Here is a 2,585-nt window from a genome sequence, read left to right on the forward strand (position 1 = left end):
AATAAAACTGCGCCACAGCCTTGGCAGGCCATCGCGCAGCGATTTTGTTCAATCGGAATTTGTGGAGGAGAGTAATTTGCTGGTATTAAATAAATTAGAGCGGTTGCTAACGGTATGTAAAGTCAAATACATTGATGATATAGATTTAAGCAAGGAATTCTACTTCATTGGTAAAACAGATGAAGAAATTTCTCTTGTGTGTGAAACAAATGACGTTCCTGAAAACACAATAGAACGTGAAGATGGGTGGCGTGGTTTCCGTATTCAAGGAATTTTGGATTTTTCACTCATTGGCATTCTTTCAAAGTTGTCTGGAATACTTGCAGATAATAAAATTGGAATTTTAGCGGTATCTACATTCAACACAGATTATTTTTTAGTGAAAGATGCGGATTTTGAAGAATCATTAGCTGTATTATTAAATGCCGGATATACAATGATATAGATTTCAGATGATTTAAACCTAAAGAAAATCATACGAGGAGTGAATTATTAGCATGAAAGATATTGATAATATTTGTAAAATAGCATTGGTGCAGGCAGAACCGGTAATATTTGATAAAAGTGCATCGCTGAAAAAGGTACTTCGATATATTAATGAGGCCGCAACTCAAAAGCCGGACTTAATTGTTTTTCCAGAACTTTTTATTCCGGGATATCCTGTTGGAATGAATTTTGGGTTTAGTGTAGGAAAACGAAGTGAGTATGGACGAAAAGATTGGAAACGATATTATGATGCTTCTGTTGTTGCTGGAGAGACGGAATTCCAGCAGCTTGCAGAAACCGCCAGGGAAACAGGAGCATACATCAGCCTTGGTTTTTCTGAGAGAGATGCCGTTAGTGGAACACTTTATAACAGTAATGTTATTTTTGAACCGGATGGGTCATATAAGGTGCACAGAAAATTGAAGCCGACAGGCTCTGAGCGTGTTGTATGGGGAGATGCGGATAAAGAGTATTTTCCTGTTACTGAAACGCCATGGGGACCGATTGGTAGCATGATCTGTTGGGAAAGCTATATGCCACTTGCCCGTGTGGCACTTTATCAAAAAGGAATCACTATTTATATTTCACCTAATACCAATGACAATCCGGAGTGGCAAGCCACCATTCAGCATATTGCAATCGAAGGAAAATGTTTCTTTATCAACGCTGATATGATTATCAGACGCAGTTCATACCCTTCTGATCTGCAGGAGTATAATATCGTATCTGAACTTCCAGGACTTGTGTGCAGAGGAGGAAGCTGCATTATTGATCCATATGGGCATTATTTGACAAAACCTGTCTGGGATAAAGAAACTATCATTTACGCAGAACTTGATATGAATTTGCCTGCCGCCTGCAAAATGGAGCATGATGCAATCGGACATTATGCCCGTCCGGATGTACTTGAATTAAAAGTCAATGAAAAATAACAATAAAAAAACACTAAAGAAATTGGCAATCCTTGTAATAGGTTCTATAATTGCGGCTTATGGAATTACACTTGCACTGTATGCTGGATTTGGCGGAGCTACGCTTGCGGTGCTGTGGCAGGGGATTGCAAGAACATTTCACATAAGCATCGGCACAGCATCTTTTGTTGTAGCATTGGGAATGATTTTGTTTGCGCTCATTTACGATAAAAGTCAGATTCATATAGGAACTGTGTTGTACCAGATTGTATACAGTACCTGTGTAGATTTGTTTGCTAACTGCCATATTTACAGTACCTATAAGTGGATCAATTTTTTAATTATGTTGTTAGGAGTGGTTTTGTTTGCTGTCGGAACGGGACTATATGCGTCGGCATCCCTTGGTAGAGGATCCTATGAGGCAGTCACTTTTGCTTTAGCAGAAAAAAATCACTGGCAGATTAAATTTGTCCGAATGGCATTGGATATTTTGGTTGTTGTTACAGGTGTTTTGTTTGGCGGAAAGTTTGGTGTATGCACGCTTATTACAGTTATCATTTCAGGCCCAATTATCCAATTTGTTAATGCGAAAGCAAAACAAGTTTTAAAGATATGATAGTAAAGAAACTTACAACTTAGAATTTGGAGGAAAGTATAATGAGTATAGTTGTTAATATATATTATTCCGGGGAAAATGGTTCTGCGCGAAAATTTGCAAAGGAGATGATTTCAAGCGGTACTGTTGATGCAATTAGAAATGAAGCGGGGAACATTAGATATGATTATTTTTTCCCTCTGGGAGATGAGGAAACTGTGCTACTGATTGACAGTTGGGAAAATCAAGAGAGCATTGACTTTCACCATCAATCACCCATGATGAATAAGATTGCGGAGTTAAGAGATAAATATAATCTTCACATGAAAGTAGAGCGATATCGGTCAGAAGATACGATTCCTGACACTGATCAAAAATATATAAAAAATTGACAACTTCCAGTTTGGAGAATTGAAAAAAACGGAATTTACCTATTAAGAAATATAAACTCTTGACAATAAAGCTCCTATATAGTATGTTTTTTAATAAACTATTATATAGGAGCTTTTGTATGGAAATGAATGGAGGATTTCTTGTCACCAAAATAAAACAGCTTGGAGACCGGATTTTCGAGAAGATTCTCAGTGAAAAGA

At 37.4% G+C, this 2,585-nt stretch carries 4 protein-coding genes and 1 pseudogene; all 5 read left to right on the forward strand.

Going from position 1 to position 2,585, the window contains the following annotated elements; genetic code table 11:
• The first annotated feature begins 79 nt into the window (after positions 1 to 79).
• Entirely contained in the window at positions 80 to 445 is a 366-nt protein-coding gene (locus LJE11_RS18780; protein ID WP_195981587.1) for an ACT domain-containing protein, read from the forward strand.
• A gap of 52 nt (positions 446 to 497) precedes the next feature.
• Positions 498 to 1,418 carry a carbon-nitrogen hydrolase family protein gene (locus LJE11_RS18785; protein ID WP_195981585.1) on the forward strand — a complete coding sequence of 307 codons (921 nt, stop codon included), beginning with the start codon at positions 498 to 500 and terminating at the stop codon, positions 1,416 to 1,418.
• Entirely contained in the window at positions 1,408 to 2,013 is a 606-nt protein-coding gene (locus LJE11_RS18790; protein ID WP_021885137.1) for a YczE/YyaS/YitT family protein, read from the forward strand. Before LJE11_RS18785 ends, LJE11_RS18790 begins: the two co-directional genes overlap by 11 nt.
• A 41-nt stretch (positions 2,014 to 2,054) precedes the next feature.
• A complete protein-coding gene (locus LJE11_RS18795; protein ID WP_227296384.1) occupies positions 2,055 to 2,384 on the forward strand; it encodes an antibiotic biosynthesis monooxygenase family protein in 330 nt (109 codons plus the stop codon).
• Positions 2,385 to 2,503: 119 nt separating this feature from the next.
• Positions 2,504 to 2,585, forward strand: a pseudogene (locus LJE11_RS18800) (MarR family transcriptional regulator); the annotation flags it as partial.

It is taken from the genome of Blautia sp. DFI.1.216 (assembly GCF_020594215.1).
Taxonomy (GTDB): domain Bacteria; phylum Bacillota; class Clostridia; order Lachnospirales; family Lachnospiraceae; genus Blautia_A; species Blautia_A wexlerae.